This is a genomic window from Rhodococcus sp. FW305-130 (genome assembly GCF_058788335.1).
In genome coordinates, this window is the sequence record NZ_JBYTAP010000001.1 from 168006 (window position 1) to 190693 (window position 22688).

Here is a 22688-nt window from a genome sequence, read left to right on the forward strand (position 1 = left end):
ATGAATGGTGCACAATCGCTTATCCAGAGCTTGGTCGACTCGGGTGTCGATGTGTGCTTCGGCAATCCCGGAACGTCCGAGATGCATTTTGTTGCCGCACTCGATTCCGTTCCCCAGATGCGTGCGGTACTCGGCTTGTTCGAGGGCGCCGTCACCGGTGCCGCGGACGGGTACGCGCGTATCGCCGGAAAGCCTGCCGCGACGCTGCTTCATCTCGGCCCCGGAATGGCGAACGGACTGGCGAACCTTCACAACGCGCGCCGCGCCCACACCCCCATCGTGAACATCGTCGGGGACCACGCGACCTACCACCACGGTTTCGACGCTCCACTCGAATCGAATATCGACGCGCTGACCGAGTGGCTGGAGGGATGGAGTCGACGTTCCGACTCCACCGCGACCGTCGGTAGCGATGCGGCCGACGCCGTTGCCGCCTCCATGGATCCGCCCGGACGCATTGCCACACTTGTCCTCCCCGCCGACGTTTCGTGGGGCGAAGGTGGAGTTCTTGCGGGTCCTCGAGACATACCGGGGCGAGCGGAAGTAACTGCAGCACAGATCGACTCGGTGGTAGGCGCGCTCAATGCCGAGGGGCGCGCCACGCTACTGCTGGGCGGCGCAGCGTGTTCCGAAGCCGGACTGCGCGCCGCTTCCCGAATTGCAGTCGCGACCGGTGCACAGATTCTGGTCGAGACCTTTCCGGCCAGGCTTCAACGCGGTGCGGGACTACCGTCATTCGAGCGCTTGGGATACTTCGCCGAGCACGCCACCGAACAACTTCGCGGAACAACTCAGCTCGTCCTGGCCGGCGCGGTTTCGCCGGTCTCGTTCTTTGCGTATCCCGGAAAACCGAGCGATCTGGTCCCGGACGGCGCCGCGGTGACAACGCTGGCGAATGTCAGCGACGATGTTGTCGGCGCGTTGGAAGCAGTGGCGGAACTCGTGGCACCCGGAGTGGAACCCGTTCTGCAGGAGGCAAATCGGCCGTCGCTGCCGAGCGGGCCTCTCGACGTGCGAAATTGGGCCGACGTGATCGGGGCCCTGCTGCCGGACGACTCCATCATCTCCGACGAGGCGGCCACTTCCGGTTGGGCGATCCCGATTGCCCTTGCCGGAGCGCCGCGCCACGACGTGCTCACGCTCACCGGAGGTGCCATCGGCCAGGGCATCCCGGTGGCGACGGGCGCCGCTGTGGCAGCGCCGGAGCGGCCGGTGATCAATCTCGAAGCCGACGGAAGCGCGATGTACACCATCACGGCGTTGTGGACGCAGGCGCGAGAACAGTTGAACGTCACGACGATTCTGCTCAACAATCGCGCATACGCCATCCTGCGTGGCGAACTGCAACGAGTCGGCGCAGAAGGTGGCGGCGTCGTAGCACAGTCGATGTTGGATCTGTCGTCTCCGAACATGGACTACGTCAAGATCTCCGAGGGGTTGGGAGTGCCCGCGTCGCGGGCGAACACAGTGGAGGAGTTGGCCGAACAGTTTGCCGCAGCGCTGGCGGAACCCGGCCCGCATCTCATCGAGGTCATGCTGCCTCCGCCGTCGTGATTTCGACCTCGAGTCGATCGTCGATTTTGCATTCAACTGGAGGTTTTTGGTGCTAGCTGCGATCGGTCTGTCTCTTCCGATTGCCCTCGGCCTGCTTTTCGTCTCGATGCCCATGGCGGTGATCGTGCTCGTCATGATCACCGCTGGAGCACATCGAGGGGCAGCATCTTTTCTACTCGGGTGGGTCCTCGGAATCTCGGCAGTCGTTGCGGTGACGATCGTGATCGCTGACTATTCGTTTGCTGAGTCGGAGTCGTCGCAGACTTCGGTGTGGTCGAGCGTCGTACGAATCGTGTTGGGGCTCGTTCTGTTCGGATTGGCGTACAAGCAGTGGCGAGCGCGTCCGAGGGACGGAAGTGATCCGACAGTTCCGAAGTGGATGAAGAGCATCGACGGGTTGACTCCGCGGAAGGCGTTCGGGTTGGCGTTCTTGTCCGCGGCGGTCAATCCCAAAAATGCAGCGCTGGCAGTATCCGGTGCGGCCACTATCGCGGTCGCCACGAATGTTGTTGCCCAACAGATTGTTGCCGCGGTGATCTTCACGGTCATCGCGAGCGTCGGCATCGCGTCGCCGATCCTGGTCAAGGTGTTCTCCGGCAAGCGAGCCGACGAGATCCTCGCATCAGCGAAGTCATGGATGACCGCGAACAACGCAGTGATGATGGCGGTCATCCTGGCGATCCTCGGCGCGACCGTGCTGGGCGAGGGGCTCAGTGGACTGCAATAAGTCGCCTACCATTGGCAGGTGACTGATTTCGACGACGAAACCGCTGGTTCCGACGCTGCTGGTTCCATTGCCTCCGCTGCTTTGGCTGTTCTGCGCGAGCAAGGCCCGCTGAGTCTCGAAGAGTGGGCGACCCATCTCGAGGAGTACGGAACTGCGACCGAGTTGGCCGACGTGCTCGAGTATCTGTCCGAACCGATGCTCGGGTACCTGCCCAACGGAAAGTACGTCGCCCTCGACACGGTCCTCGAAGGCCTCGTGTTCACTCACCGGCTAAGCGAGCTCGAGATTGCGTCCGACATCCTCGACGCGAGCCCCGACCTGGAGCCGATCTTGGCATTCGGCGACGGCGACGGCGACGGCGAAGACGGGGCGATCCGGGTGGCCCTGGCGGAAGAAGCGGCCGTGGAACGTGGAGCTGCTCCCTTCCGGAGTCGACGAGTTGTGGTTCTTCCAGCCGGAACCCTCGGCGAGTGCGCCGACGGTGATCTCATCGGCCTGGCAGTCGAAGACGGAAGACTTGCGTTTCGTCTGGTCGAGATCGAGGACGAACCCGATCTTGCTCCGGCGCTCGGCGAACTCTTCGAGGAGGACGGAGTCGAGGCCCTGGATTCGGTGTGCTGGCAACTCCTGCTCGAGGATCCGTCTCTCTTCACGGTTCCTGTTGCGCCGCTGGGTGAGATCTTCGAGGCGGCAGGTTACGAGCACGAGCGTGAACTACTGGCTCGGCGGGGATTCGACTTCGATGCCTACGACCTGCAGATTCGGACAGCTTTGGTCGCCAGTACCTACGACCTGACCCACGACGAGGCCGTCGCTGCTGTTGCATTTGTCGATCTGGCGGACCGCGGATACACCGATGCCGTCATCGCCGACTTCGACATCGTGGATTGGGCTCGCCGCCACGTCAGCGCCGCCCCGGACTTCTTTGTCTCACTGGCAGATCCGGGTGCTGCAGTGGCCGTGTTCGATCTCGGATTTCGGAATCAGGACCCGGTGACCGACGCAATCCTCGAAGCGCTTGCCTCCGAGCTGGCCGAGCGAGGGCCACGGTCGGTCAGGGCGGCGGCTCATTGGCTCGCAGGTAAGGCCGTCGATCGGCTGGGGCGCGTGCTCGAAGCGGAGGCGCACTACGAGAAAGCGCTCCTTGCCGAATCCGGTTGGGGTCCGGCCTTGTTCGAGCTGGCTCAGTTCGCGTCGGACCGCGGCGACGCGACCCGGGCGCTGTCACTGCTCGGGCGGATCGACGGCGGAAGTGAAGAGAATCTCTACGCCGTACTGCAGGACTTCGTCCCAGCCGATCACCCGGAGCTCGGGCGGAACGACAAGTGTTGGTGCGGTTCCGGCCGCAAGTACAAGGTGTGCCACCTTGGGAAGGCCGATGAATCGGTCAAGGCAGATGGTCGCTGGTTGTACAAGAAGGCGTGCCTGTTTGCGTTTGCCTCCGAATTCGTCGACGTCGTGACCGGGCTCGACGATCTCGAAAACGCGAATCTCTCCGAGGACGAACTGATCGCCGCCACGATCTTCGACGGCTCGGCACTGGACGTGGCTCTGTTCGAGGGTGGGATCTTTGCCGACTTCCTGGCCAGACGCAGCGAACTACTTCCGGAGGCGGAAGTAGTGACAGCCGCACAGTGGCTCGGGGTCCGGAGGTCGGTGTACGAGGTGATCGAAACTTCCGACACCGGCGTCGTGCTGCTCGATCGTGTGTCCGAGGAAACCGTCACCCTTGTTCACCCGGTCGAAGGAAAGCCCGGCGACCTGATCAGTGCCAGGCTCCTGACGGCCCCCACTGGCGCGCTTGCGGTGGGCGTAGTCGTCATGTCCTCGGAATCGCAGGCTGCGAGGGTACTCGAGGTTCTCGCTTCCGAGGAACTCGACGCCGAAGAACTGGTCCGCGAGTCGCGTGGAGGCGCCGATCACTCGACCGATGACCGGTGACGATGTATCGAGTCGACCCCGTTAAAGTTGGATAGGTGAACGAACCGATGGATGCCAATGACTTGATCGCCGAAGCCGCGATGGAGTTGTTGCGTGAGCACGGCCCGCAGACAGCGGCGGACTGGGGCACCCTGTTGGCCGATGCCGGCCACGGTACAGCCGACGACATGGCCGAATTCGTCGAGTACGTCGAGGACCCACTGCTCGGCTACTTGAGTGAGGAGCGGTACGCCGCACTCGACACGTTGTTCGAGCATCGAGTGCTGACCCATCGGCTCACCGAAGCCGAAATAAAGTCCGGCGTTCTCGACGCGAACCCTGATCTGATGATGCTGCGGGTGTTCCTCGATCGTGACGACGACGAGATTCATGGCATCGGCGTCGTGCACCGCGGGATCGACGACGACCTGTTGGCTGATCGTGGGATCGAAGATCCGGAGTTCCCGCACGACGAGGGTTTTCTCCTCGACACCGATACTCTCGCCGAATGTTCTGCGGGCGATTTGATCGGACTGTTCGTCGCTGACCGTGAGCTGACGCTCTGCACCATCCCCGAGGTACTGGATCCCGCACCCGGATTCGGCGAGAGTCTGGGGACGGTCCTCGCAGACATCGGTGCTGACACCCTCGATGCCATTGTCTGGCAATTGATGCTCGACGAGCCGTCGCTGTTCCGTCAGCCCACCGCACCGCTGGGCGAAATGCTCGAGGCGGCAGGTTACGTCCGCGACGGTGATTACGTTGCGGTCGACGGATTCGATTTCGAGGCATACCACCTGGCGAACCGAGCCCGCATGCTCGAGGTTCGGGAGAACCTGCACCCGGAAGAAGCCGCCTCGGTGATTGCCTTCGTCGATGTGGTCATGGCCGCGAAAGCCGAAGCCGTCGAGGATGTCTCGGACTGGGCGCGCAAGCAGATCAAGGAGGATCCGCAGACCTTCGCCGGCATCGCCGAGCCGCCCGCGGCTGCGGCAGCGTTGGAGCTGTTGTCCGAACTCGACGATCATGATTCCGTATTGCATTCTGTTGCAACTGCTCTCGCCGAGAAAGGGTCGCGTCGTGTCAAGCCGGCAGCGCATTGGCTGGCAGGCAAGGCTTCGGATCGTCTCGGCAAGATCCTTGTCGCTGAGGCGTCGTACGAAACGGCGCACGATCTCGATCCCGACTGGACTCCCGCGATCTTCGATCTGGCACTGCTGGCGGCCGATCGCAGCGACGTGACCCGCGCGCTGGCACTTCTCGGCCGGATCGAGGGTGGCGAGTCCGAGGTTCTGCACGAGGTTCTTCAGCGCTATGCCCCGGCCGAGCACCCCGAACTCGGCCGAAATGACAAGTGCTGGTGCGGTTCCGGTCGGAAGTTCAAGTTCTGCCATCTGGGCAAGTCCGAGGTGACGTTCGATGATCGGGCCAACTGGCTCTACGTCAAGGCTCAGTTGTTCTCGCGCACACCGGAGTACTTCGACGCCGTGTTCGATCTTGCGCTCATCCGTGCCGAGCAGTTCAACAGCGAAGAAGCACTGACGTTGGCCGTCGAAGGCGGATTGGCCGTCGACGCTGCCTTGTTCGATGCGGGTATTTTCGCGGCATTTGTCGAGCGGCGCGGAGAACTGTTGCCTGCCGACGAACGCGAACTGGCCGATCAGTGGTTGTCGATTCCGCGCTCGGTGTACAAGGTCGCCTCGACGGAGCCGGGACAGTTGGTGACCCTCAGCGACGTCCGCAACGGGCATCTGGTGAAGGTCACGGACGAGTGGGGCTCAGTCAATCTCGAGCCGGGCACGCTCGTCTGTGCACGCGTTCTCCCCGCCGGCTCCACGATGCGCACCTTCGGTGGCATCGAACCGCTTGCAGCAGAGGACAAGAGGGAACTGATCCAACTGATCGAGTCGGTGGATACCGAACCCGGTCAGCTGGTGGAGTTCCTCAGCCGCGGCCTTGCCGGTGCGCCTTTCCGGTAGCGTGCACTACCAAAAAGGCGCACGGGGCCGGAGGCCTCAGGGCGTGACCTGAGCCAACATCATCTGCTCGAAACCCTCACCGTACGGCGGGAGCATTCCCCATTCACCGCGCGGGTCATGCTGCGCTGCTTCGAATACCGTTCGGGCGTGACTGAACTCGCGGAAACCCTCGCGGCCGTGGTAGTGCCCGATACCCGAAGCTCCGACGCCGCCGAAGGGTGCGTCGCTCAGGCCCGGGTGTGACATCGCGTCGTTGATGGTGACGCCGCCCGAGACGGTGCGTTCGAGTACGGATTCCTTCTCGTCCAGGTCGGTTCCGAAGTAATACAGCGCCAACGGTTTCGGCCGTGAGTTGATGTCGGCGACGACGCTGTCGAGTTGGTCGTACGGCAGGATCACGACGGCCGGTCCGAAGATCTCCTCCTTCATGATCTGCGCGTCGGTCGGAGGGTCGACTACGATTCGCAGTGGGCGGCGACGAGTGTCTGCGGAGAGTTCTTCGTCGGGAACGGTGATGATTCGTGCCCCACGCTCTTCCGCGTCCGCGATGTACCCCTCGATGCGTGCGAGGTGACGATCGCTGACTATCGAGACCATGTCTTTGTTGTCGGCGATCGTGGGGAACAGTCCGGTGAACTGATCGGTGAACGCGTCGATGAACGCTTCTGTGTTCTCGCGCGGGACGTAGATCAGGTCGGGAGAGACGCAGAGTTGGCCGGCATTGGTCGACTTCGCGATGGCCAAACGTGATGCAGCAGAGCTGATATCGGCACTGCGGCTCAAGACGCTCGGTGACTTGCCGCCGAGTTCGAGGGTGACCGGCACCAGGTTCTTCGCAGCATTGGCCATGACCAGCTTTCCGACGGTTGTGCTGCCGGTGAAGACGAGGTGGTCGAAAGGCCGCGACGTCAGCAGATCAGCGACCTCCGGTCCACCTGTCACCACCGCGACCTCCACGGGGTCGAGCGTTCGACGCGCCGCCTCGGCCAGGACCGCCGCAGTGTTCGGCACGATCTCCGACGGTTTGAGAACGGCGCGATTTCCCGCTCCGAGGGCGCAGGCGAGCGGGCTCAGGAGAGTGAAAAGGGGAGCATTCCAGGTTCCGATGATGCCGATCGAACCCTTCGGCTGGTACGACACGTACGCCGTGGCACCCAGCTGATCCTGCATCGCCCCGGTGGCTCTCGGTGAGCGAATCATCCACTCTTCGAGCGAATCACGAACGTGCTTGAGTGAAACCATGGATCCCAGAACATCATTCATCACCGAGTAGGCCGGGATTCGGCCGCCGAAGTCTTCGTTGATCGCTTCGGTCAGATCCTTGTGGTTTGCCACCAGAAGATCGACGACGCGTTGGATGCGCTCGCGTCGTGTCTGCGCGGACGGAAGACCAGCGGCGCGAGTTGCTTCCTGCTGGGCCCGCAGAATCTCTTCGAGATCGGTGGTGACGGCGGCATCGGTGCTCATGGGCACTCCTCGTAGTGGCGAAGTATTGACCGGACCGTATCGACGCGGCGCGAACAGATGCCCCTTTCGTCTCGTTGACCGGGACGGATTCGATTGGTAGAGAGAACACATGTCGCAGACACAGGTAGAAAACACTGCAGTGAAGATTTCCGTCGAGGAGTCGGTGGGACTCGGATTCCTGACGCTCGATCGGCCGGCGCGGCGCAATCCGCTCTCGGCGGAGACCATGCGCGAGGTGACGGCTGCCCTTCTCGAATTGTCTGCAGACGAGCGCGTGCGGGTCGTGATCGTGCGCGCCGAAGGCCCGGTGTTCTCCGCCGGCCACGATCTGACGGAGATGATCGGGAGAACCCTCGAAGACGAGCGGGCGATCTTCGACGGCTGTACCGAGATGATGGAGACCGTACAGCGGATTCCGCAGCCGGTGATTGCCGCAGTACAGGGCCCGGCTATCGCGGCGGGCTGCCAACTGGCCGCGTCGTGTGATCTGGTTGTTGCTGCGTCGAACGCTGTCTTCGGTACTCCCGGCGTCAAGATCGGACTGTTCTGCTCGACGCCCATGGTGGCCCTGAGCAGGGCAGTAGGGCGCAAGCGCTCGATGCAGATGTTGCTCACCGGGCAGACGATCGACGCCGACACCGCTGCGGACTGGGGTCTGGTGAACTTCGTCGTCGCGCCCGAAGACCTGGACCGAGAGGTGCGCGAACTGGCCGGCAAGATCACGACGGCCAGCCCCCTGACGGTGAAGATCGGTAAGCAAGCGTTTTATCACCAGATCGATCTGCCGCAAGCCCAGGCGTACGAGGCGATGGCGGAAACGATGGCAACCAATGCCGTGACCTGCGACGCTCAAGAAGGTATGCAAGCTTTTGTGGACAAGCGAAAGCCTGAATGGCGCAATAAGTAACGATCGCTCTTCCGGATTAGTTGGACGTCCTATAACCTGAGCGAATGAGCCTGGATCCACGCACCAACACCGTCGACGGAGTGCTTCGGCGCTCGGCAGCCAAGTACCCCGACCGCGTAGCCGTCGTCTTCGAAGATCGCACTCGCACCTACCGCGAACTCGACGACGCGGTGACGCGGGTCGCGGCCCACTTGCTCGGTCTGGGCCTCGATCACGGCGACCGCGTCGCGGCATACGGAACCAACTCCGACGCCTATGCAATCGGATTCCTTGCCTGTGCGCGAGCAGGTTTGGTGCATGTTCCGGTCAATTACGCACTCAAGGGGGAGGAACTCCGGTACCTCGTGGCGCAGTCAGGCGCCCGCGCGGTGTTGGTGGATCCGGCATTGGCGTCGACGCTCGACTCGGTTCGCTCCGACCTCGATCTCGACCACGTGATCGCACTGCGGGACGCGGAACTGTCGGTGGTCACGATCGGCGAGGCCGGCGAGGTGCCTGTTTTCGAACCGCGTGCGACGTCGACGGATCTGGCGCAACTGCTGTACACCTCGGGCACCACCTCGAAGCCCAAGGGCGCCATGATGTCTCACGGCGCGCTGGTTCACGAGTACGTGTCCTCGGTGATCGCGCTCGGGCTCGACAAGAACGACAACCCGCTGATCTGCATGCCGATGTACCACTCCGCGGGCATGCACGTCTTCATGCTGCCGTACCTGTCCGTCGGTGCGACGGTCAGTCTGATGCAGGCGCCGGACATCCCGGAGATCCTGCGCCGCGTCGAAGCAGAAAAGATCGGATCGCTGTTCCTGGCCCCGACCGTGTGGGTACCGTTGGCCAACCATCCGGACCTCGAGACCCGCGATCTGTCTTCGCTCAAGAAGGCGCAGTACGGCGCCTCGATCATGCCGGTCACGGTGCTCAATCGTCTGCGTGAGCGTTACCCGGACATCGGCTTCTACAACTGCTTCGGCCAGTCCGAAATCGGTCCGCTGGCAACAGTTCTCCAGCCCGGCGAGCATGCTGATCGTCCGTCTTCTTGCGGGCGAGCGGTGTTCTTCGTCGAAACCCGTGTCGTCGACGCCGACGGAAACGACGTTGCCGACGGTGAGTCCGGTGAGGTTCTCTACCGCTCACCGCAGCTGTGCAACGGCTACTGGGAAAATCCGGAAGCCACCGCCGACGCCTTCCGCGACGGCTGGTTCCATTCGGGCGATCTTGTCGTGCGGGACGAAGAAGGGTTCATCACGGTCGTCGACCGAATCAAGGACGTCATCAACACCGGCGGCATCTTGGTGGCGTCGCGCGAGGTCGAAGATGCGGTCTACACACACCCGGCTGTGGCAGAAGTTGCCGTGATCGGTACGCCCGACGAGAAGTGGATCGAGGCCGTCACCGCGATCGTCGTGCTCAAGGACGGCAACGACGAGTTGACGCCTGAGGCGTTGATTGCCCACGTCAAGGAGCGAATTGCCCCGTTCAAGGTCCCCAAGCACGTGCGTTTCGTGGCCGAACTCCCGCGAAATCAGAGCGGAAAGCTGCTCAAGCGGGAACTGCGCACCGTCTGACACCTGCTATAGGTTCTGCCTTACCTTCGGTTCGTTTTCAGGTCTTTGACTCCGATTGCCTCACGGTATTGACTTCGGAGGACGGCATGGACTTCGGAAACAGCAAGGTGAGTGGTGGGAATGCAGGTCGATGCAGATGACTTCGCAGATATCTTGGCGACTGCGCGGGAGTTCATCCGTAAGGAAGTAGTTCCGCGTGAGCAGGAGATTGCCGACACCGACGCCATTCCTGAGGACATACGCAAGAAGGCCGCAGCCATCGGGCTGTTCGGCTACGCGATTCCTCAGGAATGGGGTGGGCTCGGACTCGACCTCACCCAAGACGTCGAACTGGCAATGGAATTCGGCTACACGTCCCTGGCGCTGCGTTCGATGTTCGGTACCAACAACGGAATTGCCGGGCAGGTGCTGGTCGGCTTCGGTACCGACGAGCAGAAGGCTCAGTGGCTCGAGCGCATCGCCTCCGGCGACGTCGTGGCTTCCTTTGCTCTCACCGAACCCGGCGCGGGCTCAAACCCGGCCGGCCTCCGGACCAAGGCTGTTCTGGACGGATCCGAATGGGTGATCGACGGCAACAAGCGGTTCATCACCAATGCTCCACTGGCACAGCTGTTCGTGGTGTTCGCGCGCACTCGCCCGGCGGATTCCGATGGTCCGGGAATTGCAGTCTTCCTGGTTCCGGCTGACACGCCAGGAGTCACAGTTGGTCCCAAGGACAAGAAGATGGGTCAGGAAGGTGCTTGGACCTCCGAGGTCACCTTCGACAACGTCCGGGTTCCCGAGTCGGCCCTCGTCGGTGGCGACCAGGACACCGGATACCGCGCAGCGATGACGTCTCTCGCGCGCGGACGAGTCCATATCGCGGCGCTCTCGGTGGGAGCAGCACAGCGAGCGCTCGACGAATCTGTCGCGTTCTCCGTGGTCACGGAACAGGGCGGCACCGCTATCGGTGACTTCCAGCTGGTTCAAGCGATGCTGGCTGACCAGCAGGCCGGTGTCATGGCCGGGCGTGCGATGGTGCGTGAGGTGGCTGCGCGGTACGTCAGCGGTGAGGATCGACGTCTCGGCCCCTCGGCGGCAAAGCTTTTCTGCACCGAGATGGTGGGCAAGGTCGCGGATCTCGCCGTGCAGATCCACGGTGGCAACGGGTACATGCGCGGTGTGCCGGTCGAACGCATCTACCGTGAAGTTCGCCTGTTGCGCCTGTACGAGGGAACCAGCGAGATCCAGCGACTGATTCTCGGCGGTGGGCTCGTGGCGCAAGCGAAAAAGCAAAACCAGCGCTGACACCTTTACCTGACGAGCTTTAACCTCACGAACGGAGTGGACATGGGATTGTTGGACGGCAAGGTTGCGGTAGTGACCGGCGGAGCGCAGGGCATCGGGCTCGAAATTGCGCGCACCTTCATCAAGGAAGGCGCGACCGTCGTTCTCGGCGACATCAACGAAACCGTCGGAACGGCTGCGGTCGCCGAACTCGGTGGAGAGTCGGTCGCCCGTTTCGCTTCCTGCGACGTGCGTGATTCCGGACAGGTCGAGGCCATGCTCGATCTGGCCGAAAGTGCTTTCGGCCCAGTCGATGTCATGGTCAACAACGCCGGCATGACGCGCGACGCCACGATGCGGAAGATGACCGAGCAGGACTTCGACGACGTGATCGCCGTTCACCTCAAGGGCGCCTGGAACGGAACACGCGCTGCCGCCGCCCGCATGCGCGAGCGTGAGACGGGCGCAATCGTGAACATCTCGTCGATCTCCGGCAAGGTGGGCATGCTCGGGCAGACCAACTACTCGGCCGCCAAGGCCGGCATCGTCGGTCTGACGAAGGCCGCGGCAAAGGAGGTCGCGTTCAAGAACGTTCGCGTCAACGCCGTTCAGCCCGGACTTGTCCGCACGGCGATGACCGAGGCAATGCCCGAACGGATCTGGAACGAGAAGCTTGCCGAGATCCCGATGGGGCGTGCGGCCGAGCCCTCGGAGGTTGCTTCGGTTGTACTGTTCCTCGCGAGCGACCTCTCGAGCTACATGACGGGCACGGTTCTCGAGATCACCGGCGGCCGCCACATCTGACCCGTCCTGTTCGAGTGCAAGAATTCAGAGTGTAAAACTTCTGGGTGTAAAACTTCTGGGGTGACTACTGACATGGGACAGCCGAACTCGGATCTTCCGCTCGACGGAATCACCGTGGTTGCACTCGAACAGGCGGTGGCGGCGCCGCTCGCCACCAGGCATCTCGCGGACATGGGTGCGCGGGTGATCAAGATAGAACGCGTCGGCGAGGGTGATTTCGCGCGTCACTACGACCGGGCGGTTCACGGTCAGGCGTCACACTTCGTGTGGCTCAACCGTTCCAAGGAATCGATCGCTGTCGACGTGAAGTCGGAATCCGGCCGGCAGATCGTTCTCGATCTTGTCGCGCGAGCCGATGTGTTCCTACAGAATCTGGCACCCGACGCAGCTGCGCGACTGGGGTTCGGCGCGGAGGAACTGCGCGAGAAATTCCCACAGCTCATCGTGATCGACATGTCCGGATACGGCAGTGCCGGCCCACGGCGTGAGCGCAAGGCGTACGACATGCTGGTCCAAGCCGAGACCGGAATGATCTCCGTGACAGGCACACCGGAGACGGCCACCAAGACGGGTATCCCGGTCTCGGACATCGCCGCTGGAATGTACGCGCTGACTTCGATTCTGAGCGCCCTGTTCCGTAGAGAGCGAACGGGTAAGGGAGCGCTCGTCGAGGTCTCGATGTTCGATTCCACCGTCGAATGGCTCGGGCATCCGATGTACATGAAAATGTATGCAGGAAAGCAGATTCCGCGGGTCGGTCTCGGCCATGCGGCGATCGTTCCCTACGATTCGTATCCTACTGCCGACGGCAAGATCCTGATCGGCGTCCAGAACGATCGTGGATGGCGTGCACTGATGGTGGACGTGTTCGAGCGAGAGGATCTGGTCGACCATCCGCGCTTTTCCACCAACATCGTGCGCGTCGAAAATCGCGGCGAGGTAGACGAATTGGTGGGTTCCCTGACTCGTCTGTATTCGACGGCAGATCTGGATCAACGCCTTGCCGACGCCGGTGTCCCGGCCGCTGCACTCAACGACATGGCCGGTCTACTGGAACATCCGCAGTTGGAGAAGCGTGCCAGGTGGAGGTCCGTGGGCACCGAAAACGGACCGATCGATGCCGTGCTGCCTCCGATGACGTACTCGGACGTCGAAATGCGCATGGGTGACGTTCCGGCGCTCGGCCAGCAGACGGATTCTCTGCTGGCCGAGTTGGGGCGTACGGGAGACCAGATCGCGGACCTTCGCCGCGACGGATCGATCGGTTAACGCTTCTAGCGTCGCAGGTTCTCGAACACCGCTGCAATCCCTTGTCCGCCACCGATACACATGGTCTCGATCCCGTACCGTCCCTGGCGCCGGTCGAGTTCGCGCAGCAGATTGGCGAGGATCCGCCCACCGGTGGCACCGACAGGATGTCCGAGCGAGATCCCGGAACCGTTGACGTTGAAGCGCTCCTCGATGTCCTGCGCGCTCAATCCCCAGGCCTTGGCGCACGCGAGAACCTGTGCGGCGAATGCCTCGTTGACTTCGATGAGGTCGATGTCGTCGAGCGACAGATCGACACGGGAGAGAGCTTTCGCCACGGCAGGCACCGGTCCGATGCCCATCCGGTTCGGCTCCACACCCGCCACACCCCAGCTGACCAGTTTCGCGAACGGTCGCAGGCCAAGGCGTTCGGCGTTGGCCGCAGTGGTGACGATGGCCGCGGCTCCGGCGTCGTTCTGGCCGCAGGCGTTTCCGGCGGTGACTGTGGCTTCGGGGTCGACTCGACCTCGAATGGGGCGCAGTGCAGCAAGATCGGACAGCTGAATCCCTCGGCGTGGATGCTCGTCGCGAGTGACGACTGTCTGCTCACCACGGCGCCCGCGCACCGAAACGGGAATGGTCTCGTCGTCGAAATACCCACTGTCCTGGGCATGAACGGCCCGTTCGTGCGATCGCACCGCGTATCGGTCCTGCTCGTCGCGGGTGATCGAGTACTCCCGGCGCAAGTTCTCGGCGGTCTCGATCATGCCGCCTTCGACCGGAAAGTTGACCCCGCCGGAGTTCGTGCGCGGTTTGGCCAATCGGTCGTGAAACTCGACCGAAGGGCGCTTTGTGCCCCAACGCATATCGGTGGAGTAGAACTCGGTTCCGCTCATGCTCTCGGCGCCGCCGGCGATGACCAGATCACTCATCCCGGTCTGTACCTGCATCGCGGCGTAGATGATCGCCTGCAATCCCGAACCGCAACGGCGATCGAGTTGTATTCCGGGAACGGACACGTCCAGACCGGCGTCGAGTGCCGCGATTCGCCCGATGGCCGCGGCCTCTCCGTTGGCGTAACCCTGACCGAAGATGACGTCGTCGACATCGGTGGACGCAATGCCGGTTCGTTCGACGAGGCCACGCACAACAGTGCTGGCGAGAGTGGTGACGGGAACGTCCTTGAAGACTCCGCCGAATCCGCCCACCGGGGTGCGAACGGGTTCACAGATGACTGCGTCGTGCATGGAATGCGCCTGTCTCGAGGAGAGGTGGGGAATGCGTCGCGTGAACGGGCCGATCGAAGGGCCCCATCGCGACCTGGCCACTCGAATATCCAGCACGCGTGGCGCGGTTGTCAACAGCAGGAACGACCTGTTCGGACATAGTTTCCGCCATACGGTTCGTATGCGAAATCGACTTTGACACATATGCCGTTCGGGGATTGAATGGATGCAGCGTCTCTGCCGCACACATGTCGCGGTGGGGTGAAAGTTCCTGGAGTCGAATCAGTTTCGTCGACAGGAGAGCACGAAGTACCGACAGACAGGTGGAACAGTGACTCGTTTGGCGCAGACGGCGGGATTGACCGAGACCCAGAGCGACATCGTCGGGGCGGTACGCGAGTTCGTCGATCGTGTGGTCATCCCCGCGGCGCAGGAGCTCGAACACTCCGATACGTACCCGACCGACATCGTCAAGCAGATGAAGGACATGGGTCTGTTCGGACTGACCATCGACCCCGAGTACGGGGGTATCGGCGAATCATTGCTCACCTACGCGCTGTGCGTCGAAGAGCTGGCCCGTGGATGGATGAGCGTGTCCGGCGTCATCAACACGCATTTCATCGTGGCTCACATGATCTCCGCGCACGGGACGCCGGAACAGAAGGCGAAGTACCTGCCACGTCTGGCGTCCGGGGAACTCACCGGCGCATTTTCCATGTCGGAACCGGCCCTGGGTTCCGATGTTGCTGCCATATCGACCAAGGCGAAGCGTACGGAGTCCGGCGATTACGTGATCACCGGCCAGAAGATGTGGCTGACCAACGGTGGTTCGTCGACGTTGGTGGCAGTCCTCGTCAAGACGGACGAGGGCGCGGAGAAGCCGCACAACAATCTGACGACGATATTGATCGAGAAGCCCGCAGGTTTCGGCGAGGTGCTCCCGGGCCTGACCATTCCGGGCAAGCTCGAGAAGATGGGCTACAAGGGAATCGACACCACGGAGATGATTTTCGACGGCTTCGAGATCGGAGCCGAAGAGGTTCTCGGTGGCACTCCCGGCTTGGGATTTCGGCACATGATGGACGGCGTCGAGGTCGGCCGGGTCAACGTCGCCGCGCGTGCGTGCGGAATCGCCCAGCGCGCTTTCGAACTGGCTGTCACCTACGCCAAGCAGCGCGAGACGTTCGGCAAGCCGATCGCCGAGCATCAGGCCATCGCGTTCCGGATCGCCGAAATGGGCACCAAAGTCGAAGCGGCACATCTGATGATGGTCAACGCTGCCAGGCTCAAGGACTCGGGTGAGCGCAACGACGTCGCCGCGGGTATGGCGAAGTATCTGGCGAGTGAATTCTGCTCGGAGGTCACGCAGGACAGTTTCCGTATCCATGGTGGATACGGCTACTCCAAGGAATACGAGATCGAGCGGTTGATGCGTGAGGCGCCGTTCCTTCTGATCGGAGAAGGCACCAGCGACATCCAGAAGCAGATCATCAGCAAGGGCTTGTTGCGCACCTACAACTGAGCCGACAAGCGGCACCGCGAACATGCGCGGTGCCGTTTTGTCGTGTCGGATCAGCGGGTGGACGTCAGTGGGTAAATATCAGCGGGTGAAGGCCAAGGTCGTCACCGGTGACCGATTGCCGTATGCGTCAACGGCTTCGACGCGGGCATCGTATGCGGTACCCGCTGCTGCATCGGGAATCGGAATGTCGAGGCTGTTCGGCCGTGGCATGAAGTAGAAGTCGGAGAGCACCTTCGACGAGACCACCTTCGCTCCGGTGGCTGTGTCCGTGACCTCGACGGCGTAGTGGTGCACCATCTGATCGTCCTTGGCCTGCGCGATCCTCAGTGCGGTCGCACCGTTTTCGCCGGTCGTCACCGAGAGCGTAGTGCTCGAGGTGAACTCCGGCGCGTGCGTGTTCCGTGCGCCCGAGGTGTAGCGGAAGTTGTCCTTGATCTGCTGGTTGGTCGACCCGTCGAGCTCGACCGTCCACCCCGAACCGCTCAGCGTGCCCGCGCTCGAGTACGGCGGCTGCCAGTTGGCTGACCACGCGCCACCGGCGTAGATGTCGTGCTTGTCTGCCGCCATGTTGATGCGGTTGATTTCCGTGCGGTCCTGGTAGACCTCGACGAAGAGCGCTTGGGCAGTGGGTGATTCGAAACGGTTCGCGAGACCGGACTCGGTCACCATCTGGTAGCCGTGATCGATTTCGATGTACGACATCGAGCCGTCGTTGACCGACGTGAAGTCACGCTGATGGATCGACCGGTCGTCGTTGTTGTTCAGATGTGAGTGCCCGGAGAAGAAGATTGCCTGAGGGAAGGCGCTCAAGTCTTCGGTCAGTCGAGGGTTCGACGCCTGCTGGCCGTCCATGGCTGTGTTGCTTGCCGGCCGGTGTCCCTGGACCAGGATCGGCTTGGTCAGGTTCCCGGACTCCGCGGTGATTTCGGTCAGGCGGGACTTCAGCCAATTACGTTGCGCTGAATCATTGTTGTATGTCTCGGTGTTGACCGTGAAGAGATGGACACCGCTGACATCGGATTCGTAGTATCCGCCACCGGAATCCGGGAACCACTCCGCCGGATATCCGGCTCTGATTGCCGCGAGACCTGCATCGTGATTGCCGTTGGAGATCAGGAGTTGTGTGTCGTTCATGCCCTTCCTGGCGAGGTTTGCCTGGAAGATTTCTGCGACGATCTTGTGGTCAGGCCCCTTGCCGTCTCCGTTGTCGTTGATCATGTCGCCGTTGGAGAGGATCGCGTCGGGTTTCGGGAAGATGGAACCGATTGTGTCGAAAAAGCTTTCGTACTTCTTGTCGTTGTTCGCGTGGTCGCCGACGTGGACGTCGGACATTACGACGACCTGAGCCAGCGGCTTCTCCGAGGTCTTGATCAGGTAGCCGAACGAGACGGCCGCGCTCGCGTGATCGCCGCGGAAAGCGGCGACAGTGACGTTGGTGTCCTGTGCGATCTGCAGCGGACGTCCCGGTGTGGCAGCTTGGCTGTCGGTGGTGGGTGTCGTTCCGTCCAAGGTGTAGCGGACGGTGGCGCCGCGCTCGGCGGTGAAGGTCAGATCGACAGGGTGCTCGTACCGTCCGCCGGGGACGCTGACGCCGGGCGCTGCGGGCGGCGTGTTGCTCTCGCCCGAAGAGCTACCCCATTCGAAGGACGAACTGCCCCAGCTGGGTTCGGCTTGGGATTCGGCGGGGGCGATGCCGGGAACGGCGAGAGCCGCGGTCACGGCTGCTATCGCGATGGTCGTACGTCTCACGAGGATTCCTTGTCTTCGACGCGGTGGTTCAGACCCATCCGTAATTGGTCTGGACCAATTACGCTAGGTGGCGCCGGGTAGAAAAAGGTGTGTCCTGTATGTCCGACTAGTGAAGCGTGTATGAACACCGTCTGCGCTTGCCGGCGGTACTGTCGGCTGCGCTTATGGCAAAGTCGATGGCGTGGACCTACGTCAGATCGAGTACTTCCTTGCCGTTGCCGGTGGGGAGTCCTTGTCGACGGCTGCGCAGAATCTGTCGGTCACCAAGCCGTCGCTGTCGCAGGGTATTCGTGGTCTCGAGCGTGAACTCGGAGTCGAACTGTTTCACCGTGTCGGTCGCGGTTTGGTTCTGACGGCGGCAGGTCGGGCGTTGGTAGGGCCGGCGAGGCAGATGATGCGCAGCAGTGCGGCCGCATTCAATGTCGCGACCGGGACGGCCGACGAGCCTCGTGGGCGGCTCGACATCTGCTCCGCGGCACATGGTCTCGAAGGTCCGATCGCACGCATCGTGGCGGACTTTCGTGAGCGGTGGCCGGCTGTGACCGTTCGGGTCGGTGAACTGCCGCAGGGCGCAACGTCTGAGCAGGTGTTGGCAGACGGCGCATGTGAGGTGGTCTTCAGCTATTGGCCACCCGACATGTCGGCGCTGTCCACGAAAGTGATCGGGGTGAACGAATACTGGCTGGCAGTGCCGTCGGGGGTTCATCCTGACGTCTGGCCGAATGGTGTGAAACCCGCTGCGGGAGAGCCGGTGTCATTGACGGCATTGCCCGATCTCCCCGTGGTGGGTGTGCTCAAACACTCGCGGGCTCGGCTTGCCATCGAGTCGTCTCTGCAGGCCGCCGGGGCCCGGACTCGGATGTCGACGGAGTTGGCGCAGCGGGAGACCGTCGGCGCGTTCGTCTTTGCGGGTTTGGGTATGGCATTCATGGAGCGTTCGTTGGCCGAGAGATCGGTCGCGTCCGGCGCGGAGATATTTCCGGTGGAGCCGGCGATCTCACTGAATTACGGCATCGAGTTCGATCCGGAGACGCTCTCGCCGTTGGGCAGGCTGTTCGTGGACGGCTTGTGACGTGTGGAGACGTTCTCGATGTACGCAGACCCGGCCGGCGAGAGCGGGCCGTCGCGGTAGACCAAGATCGTCTGCCGCGTGATCGGTGGGAAAAGCGAGCGAACCTCAGATGCTGGGGAGTCTTGTTCGGCGATCGATCTGGGCAGCAGCGCGGCGCCTACACCTTGCCCGACCATTTCCCGGACGGCAAGGCGATCAGGTACTTCCACGACGACGTTGGTGAGCTCCAGATCGTCGTCGATCGAATGCCCGCGCCGAAATGTCGATGCCTCGACCACCATCGGCAGGCGCGCAACCACGGCGCGCGGAACCGGATCGGGGAGGTCTGTGGCCAGGCGAACGGGGATCGACAAGACCGTTTCCTGGGTACTCACGGCAATTTCTCGAAGCCCGTCGGAGACATCGGTACCCGGGTGGGTCTCGAGAAACCCGAGTTCACACGTGCCCGCTCTGACCAGCGCGCGCACGTCCTGTGCGTTCGGGACGGCGTTCGTGGAGAACCGAATTCCGGGCGCCGTCAGATGGAGGCGTCCGGCGACCTCTGCGACAGGGTCGATGGCAAGATCGGACTGAACAGCTATGGCGAGTTCGCCGGCGCGCAGAGCGGTTACTGCGGCCACCGCGGCTTCGGCCCGAGCAACGTCGGCGAGCAGCGCACGTGCAGAATCGGTAATTGCCAGTCCGACTGTGGTGGGAGCCAGACCGCGAGTGGTGCGCTCGAAGAGTGTGGCTCCGAGTGCTCGTTCGAGGTTGCGTACGGCCTGCGAGAGTGACGGTTGCGAGATACGCAGGACGTCCGCGGCGGCGGTGACGCTGCCGTGATCGACGACGGCGACGAGATACTGCGCGCTGCGTATGTCCATCCCGGGTGCCTGCATCTGGCAAATTCTCCCAGATGACCGGACCTTGGCGGCGGTGACTTGCTGCGACCTGCAGACATAGGTCTCAGCTATGGCTCTGTGCGCCTTCTCGTCTTTGTGGCGCAGGCCATAGCGATGATCGACTGTTCCAGTACCACCGACCGCGGTTCGTGCTCGGTGAGTACCTGGAACACAGGAGCGTGATGTGAGCGAGCTTCACCTACCCAACCGGATACGCCACTCGGCGTCGACACGGCCGTCCGATCCGGCGATCACGTGCGGCGACCGAACTTTGACATGGGCTGAGCTGGATGGCGAGACCAGTACCTTGGCGAGCGCGCTGGCAGAAGTGACCGCTGCCGGTGCTCGCGTCGGTGCGCTACTGCGGATGGGGCTCGAAGGTGCGGAAACCTTCATCGCGTGTGCGAAGGCAGGCGCTGTGTTCATCCCGTTGAACTGGCGGCTCAACCCACTCGAACTCGTCGACATCGCCGAGGATGCGGAGCTCGACGTCTTGATCGTCGATGACGAGTTCGCCGCGGGGGCGGCGGCGATGTCCGCAGCGTTGCCGGAGATCGAGGTCATAACCGTGGGAGCTGCAGGGGGCCTGCCGGATTCGCGAACCTGGGCGGAGTTCGTGGCCTCCGGGAACGGCGTCGACCCCGGACATGGGCACGATCCGGACGCAGCAGTTCTGCAGCTGTACACGTCCGGGACAACCGGCCGGCCCAAGGGCGTCGTGGCCACGCACCGGAATCTGTACAACGAGCCCGAGGGGTTCGATGTCTACGAATTCGGTTCGAATGCAGTCGCACTCGACGCACTTCCCCTCTTTCACATCGCCGGCGCCGGCTGGATGAGTACGTGCTTGTCGGCCGGAGTGCCATTGGTGCTGCTCGGAGACATGGCGCCGGCTCGGGTCGCTGATGCCATCGCGACTCACCACGTCACCCACGCATTTCTGGTGCCTGCCGTCATTCAGACGCTGGTAGATCTGCCCACTCTCGACAGTTTCGATCTGACCAGCCTGGAGGTGGTCGCCTATGGGGCGTCGCCGATCACTCCGGCACTCCTCGCTCATGCGATGACTGTCTTGAACTGCAAATTCGTCCAGCGATACGGGATGACCGAGACAACGGGTTCGGTATCCGTCCTTCGTGCCTTCGACCATCATGTGAGCGGTCCGCGTTCGGAGTTGCTCCGCTCGGCGGGAAAACCGATGATCGGCGTCGAGATCTCCATTCGAGACGTCACAACTGGTGAGGTATTGCCGCCCAACAAATCCGGTGAGATCGTTGCGCGCAGCAGAAACAACACTCGCGGGTACTGGCGACGTGACCGAGAGACCGCGGAACTGTTCACTCAGGACGGCTTTCTCCGAACAGGCGACGCCGGCCATTTGGACGACGAGGGGTATCTGTTCGTCACCGACCGCCTCAAGGACATGATCATCACCGGCGGTGAGAACGTCTATCCGATCGAGGTGGAATCCATTCTGGCCGAACACCCCTCGGTTGCCGAGGTCGCGGTGGTCGGGGTTCCGGACAAGCGCTGGGGTGAATCCGTCACCGCGGTGGTCAAACTGGTCGACGGTGCCGACGTGCCGAGCGTCGACGAGTTGATCGCGTTCAGCACAGCGAAGTTGGCGTCGTACAAGAAACCTCGCCAGATCCATTTCGTGGACTCCTTGCCTCGCAACGCGAGCGGGAAACTGCTCAAGTCGAGCCTGCGGACCATGCTGAACGCGAGCGGAGAAGCATCATGATCGTGACCGAAGACGTCGGTGTCGCACAACGTGAGGCGTGGGCGAACAAAGTCCTTCCACCGGTGGAACAGGTGCGGGACGGACTGTGGTCGATCCCTGTTCCCATGCCGGACAACCCTTTGCGTTACGTGCTCGTCTACGCACTCGCGCTCGACGACGGACTTGCCCTCATCGACGTCGGTTGGGATCACGAACAGTCGTGGCAGGCTCTCGTCGACGGCATAGCATCGATCGGATACCACGTTTCCGAAGTGCGCTATGCGGCAATCACGCACCTGCATCCCGATCACTTCGGTCTGGCGCCGCGTCTTCGGCAGGTCAGCGGCGCAACGCTTGCGATGCACGTGGCCGACGCGACGCTCCTCGGATACCACGGTCCCGAGCAGACCCGCGACGACATCAGTGGCTGGAACCTGCAATTGTCCGAACTCGGCGCACCGGCCGAAGTGCTCGACGCGTCTCGGGTCGACCTGGTGCGGTTCGCTGAGCACGAAACCATCGACATTGTTCTGGGAGATGGTGATTCACTCGATCTTCCCGGGTGGAATCTCCGGGCTCAGTGGACACCGGGGCACACTCCCGGACATCTCTGCTTCGTGGAAGAGGACAGAGGCTTGTTGTTCAGCGGCGATCACATGCTGCCGAGGATCAGCCCGAACATCTCCACGATTCCCGGTGAACTCGAGAACCCGCTTCATCGTTATCTTCTCTCGCTCGAGGCGACGACAACACTGGGCGAGTGCGAAGTGCTTCCGGCACATGAATATCGATTCCGTGGGATCGCCGATCGTGCACGTCAATTGATGGGGCACCACGAGGAGCGATTGGCGGAGATCGTGGCTGCGGTTCAGGATGAGCCCGAATCCACGGCCTGGGAACTCTCACGCACGATCTCCTGGTCTCGCCCGTTCGAACAGATGTCGCCGCGACTACTTCGCTTGGCAGTCCGCGAAACCCATGCTCATCTCGTTGTTTTGGCCAAGCGGGAGATCGTGACACCGTCCGGCGGCACACCCGTGCGCTGGAGCATTCGCGCGCAGTGACCTTTCAAGAATCT

At 62.5% G+C, this 22688-nt stretch carries 17 protein-coding genes; 13 read left to right on the forward strand and 4 right to left on the reverse strand.

The genetic code is table 11. The features are described 5' to 3' along the window. Genes AC3WQS_RS00890 through AC3WQS_RS00905 form a run of 4 tightly spaced genes read left to right on the forward strand, consistent with a single transcriptional unit; the run spans position 1 to position 6180 of the window. Complete coding sequence (locus tag AC3WQS_RS00890) at positions 1-1554, forward strand: acetolactate synthase large subunit (protein WP_492712792.1); 1554 nt, start codon at positions 1-3, stop codon at positions 1552-1554. A 49-nt stretch (positions 1555-1603) separates the two neighbouring features. Next, on the forward strand, positions 1604-2281 hold the full coding sequence (locus AC3WQS_RS00895; RefSeq protein ID WP_042952994.1) for a GAP family protein: 678 nt from the start codon (positions 1604-1606) through the stop codon (positions 2279-2281). An 18-nt stretch (positions 2282-2299) separates the two neighbouring features. Continuing rightward, positions 2300-4222 carry an SEC-C domain-containing protein gene (locus tag AC3WQS_RS00900; protein ID WP_492712791.1) on the forward strand — a complete coding sequence of 641 codons (1923 nt, stop codon included), beginning with the start codon at positions 2300-2302 and terminating at the stop codon, positions 4220-4222. A gap of 35 nt (positions 4223-4257) precedes the next feature. Continuing rightward, complete coding sequence (locus AC3WQS_RS00905) at positions 4258-6180, forward strand: YecA family protein (RefSeq protein ID WP_492712790.1); 1923 nt, start codon at positions 4258-4260, stop codon at positions 6178-6180. Positions 6181-6216: 36 nt separating this feature from the next. On the opposite strand, the gene AC3WQS_RS00910 is transcribed toward AC3WQS_RS00905, so the two are convergent. Beyond that, positions 6217-7647, reverse strand: a complete 1431-nt coding sequence (locus AC3WQS_RS00910) for a coniferyl aldehyde dehydrogenase (protein WP_492712789.1) — start codon at positions 7645-7647, stop codon at positions 6217-6219. A gap of 109 nt (positions 7648-7756) precedes the next feature. On the opposite strand from AC3WQS_RS00910, the gene AC3WQS_RS00915 reads away from it, so the two are divergent. The 5 genes from AC3WQS_RS00915 (at position 7757) to AC3WQS_RS00935 (ending at position 13458) form a co-directional block, all read left to right on the forward strand. After that, positions 7757-8554: an enoyl-CoA hydratase gene (locus tag AC3WQS_RS00915; RefSeq protein WP_019745417.1), complete on the forward strand. Its 798-nt coding sequence runs from the start codon at positions 7757-7759 to the stop codon at positions 8552-8554. A gap of 44 nt (positions 8555-8598) precedes the next feature. After that, positions 8599-10119 (forward strand): acyl-CoA synthetase, encoded by a 1521-nt coding sequence (locus AC3WQS_RS00920; protein ID WP_070386342.1) that lies wholly within the window; start codon positions 8599-8601, stop codon positions 10117-10119. Between the two features lie 120 nt (positions 10120-10239). Continuing rightward, positions 10240-11406 (forward strand): acyl-CoA dehydrogenase family protein, encoded by a 1167-nt coding sequence (locus AC3WQS_RS00925; RefSeq protein ID WP_019745415.1) that lies wholly within the window; start codon positions 10240-10242, stop codon positions 11404-11406. Between the two features lie 42 nt (positions 11407-11448). Continuing rightward, positions 11449-12189: a 3-oxoacyl-ACP reductase FabG gene (gene fabG / locus AC3WQS_RS00930; RefSeq protein ID WP_003940214.1), complete on the forward strand. Its 741-nt coding sequence runs from the start codon at positions 11449-11451 to the stop codon at positions 12187-12189. 72 nt (positions 12190-12261) lie between these two features. Beyond that, positions 12262-13458 (forward strand): CaiB/BaiF CoA transferase family protein, encoded by a 1197-nt coding sequence (locus AC3WQS_RS00935; protein WP_492712814.1) that lies wholly within the window; start codon positions 12262-12264, stop codon positions 13456-13458. Between the two features lie 5 nt (positions 13459-13463). On the opposite strand, the gene AC3WQS_RS00940 is transcribed toward AC3WQS_RS00935, so the two are convergent. After that, positions 13464-14684 (reverse strand): acetyl-CoA C-acetyltransferase, encoded by a 1221-nt coding sequence (locus AC3WQS_RS00940; RefSeq protein ID WP_020909227.1) that lies wholly within the window; start codon positions 14682-14684, stop codon positions 13464-13466. A gap of 310 nt (positions 14685-14994) precedes the next feature. On the opposite strand from AC3WQS_RS00940, the gene AC3WQS_RS00945 reads away from it, so the two are divergent. Continuing rightward, positions 14995-16185 carry an acyl-CoA dehydrogenase family protein gene (locus AC3WQS_RS00945; RefSeq protein WP_019745412.1) on the forward strand — a complete coding sequence of 397 codons (1191 nt, stop codon included), beginning with the start codon at positions 14995-14997 and terminating at the stop codon, positions 16183-16185. Between the two features lie 78 nt (positions 16186-16263). Here the strand turns inward: AC3WQS_RS00945 and AC3WQS_RS00950 are convergent, their stop codons facing one another. After that, positions 16264-17934: a chitobiase/beta-hexosaminidase C-terminal domain-containing protein gene (locus AC3WQS_RS00950; RefSeq protein ID WP_492712788.1), complete on the reverse strand. Its 1671-nt coding sequence runs from the start codon at positions 17932-17934 to the stop codon at positions 16264-16266. A gap of 181 nt (positions 17935-18115) precedes the next feature. Between AC3WQS_RS00950 and AC3WQS_RS00955 the strand changes: the two genes are divergently transcribed. Further along, positions 18116-19006, forward strand: a complete 891-nt coding sequence (locus tag AC3WQS_RS00955; RefSeq protein ID WP_020970870.1) for a LysR family transcriptional regulator — start codon at positions 18116-18118, stop codon at positions 19004-19006. Here AC3WQS_RS00955 and AC3WQS_RS00960 read toward each other — a convergent pair. Next, positions 18940-19884, reverse strand: a complete 945-nt coding sequence (locus AC3WQS_RS00960) for a LysR family transcriptional regulator (RefSeq protein WP_021345613.1) — start codon at positions 19882-19884, stop codon at positions 18940-18942. The two genes, AC3WQS_RS00955 and AC3WQS_RS00960, sit on opposite strands and share 67 nt — an antisense overlap. Before the next feature lie 187 nt (positions 19885-20071). On the opposite strand from AC3WQS_RS00960, the gene AC3WQS_RS00965 reads away from it, so the two are divergent. Further along, entirely contained in the window at positions 20072-21631 is a 1560-nt protein-coding gene (locus tag AC3WQS_RS00965; protein WP_046379331.1) for a long-chain-fatty-acid--CoA ligase, read from the forward strand. Next, entirely contained in the window at positions 21628-22674 is a 1047-nt protein-coding gene (locus tag AC3WQS_RS00970) for an MBL fold metallo-hydrolase (protein WP_003940131.1), read from the forward strand. Before AC3WQS_RS00965 ends, AC3WQS_RS00970 begins: the two co-directional genes overlap by 4 nt. The last annotated feature ends 14 nt before the right edge of the window (positions 22675-22688 follow it).